This is a genomic window from Candidatus Protofrankia californiensis (assembly GCF_900634765.1).
Taxonomy (GTDB): domain Bacteria; phylum Actinomycetota; class Actinomycetes; order Frankiales; family Frankiaceae; genus Protofrankia; species Protofrankia californiensis.
Genome location: NZ_CAAAFT010000228.1, coordinates 1,543 through 2,177 on the forward strand (window position 1 = coordinate 1,543; position 635 = coordinate 2,177).

1 protein-coding gene is annotated in these 635 nt (G+C 62.7%); it reads right to left on the reverse strand.

The window, feature by feature from the left end:
- Positions 1 to 574, reverse strand: a 574-nt coding sequence (locus DD1DGNOD_RS12470; protein WP_241255678.1) for a DegT/DnrJ/EryC1/StrS family aminotransferase, incomplete at its 3' end; no start/stop codon positions are given.
- Positions 575 to 635 lie beyond the last annotated feature (61 nt).

Here is a 635-nt window from a genome sequence, read left to right on the forward strand (position 1 = left end):
TCGTCGGGGTCTTCGTTTGAAAGGCCGCTGCCACCTTCTCGAAGGCGGTGATGTACTGCTGCATGTGCCGCTCGGTGTAGACCGGGTGGGTGTACAGCGTGAGTGTGCGTGCCGAGAGCCAGTGCGCCGTGGCGCAGCTCGTCCTTGAATAGTCGATCGGGGTGGCGTTGGGGTCGTCGAACGGGTAGTTCAGCTTCCCGAAGCCCATACGCTCGACGAAGACACGCTCCCGATACATCTCTCCCAGTTGTACCACCGTGAAGGGCATGCCCTCTGCGGTCATGGCCGCGGCGAAATCTGCCAGAGGGACCGAAAGCTGCTCCACGTCGAGCACGAAGGGCGCCCACCAGAAAGCATTCTCCCGTGCTGTCGTGTCCACCGGGGTGTGGATCACCAGTGGATGATCCTTAAGGGCCTCGATCAGCTGGCGACCGTTGGCGCGGCGCCGGGGAAGGTTCCACGAGTCGAGGCGGGCAAGTTCGGAACTTCCGATGGCCGACTGCATCTCGGTCAGCCGGTAGTTGAAGCCCACCCGTCGGTGGATGTACTCCGGCCCGAGTTCCATAAGCCCCATACGCCTGGCTACGTCATAACCGTGGTCGCGCAGCGAACGGCATTCCCAACTCAGGGCCTCA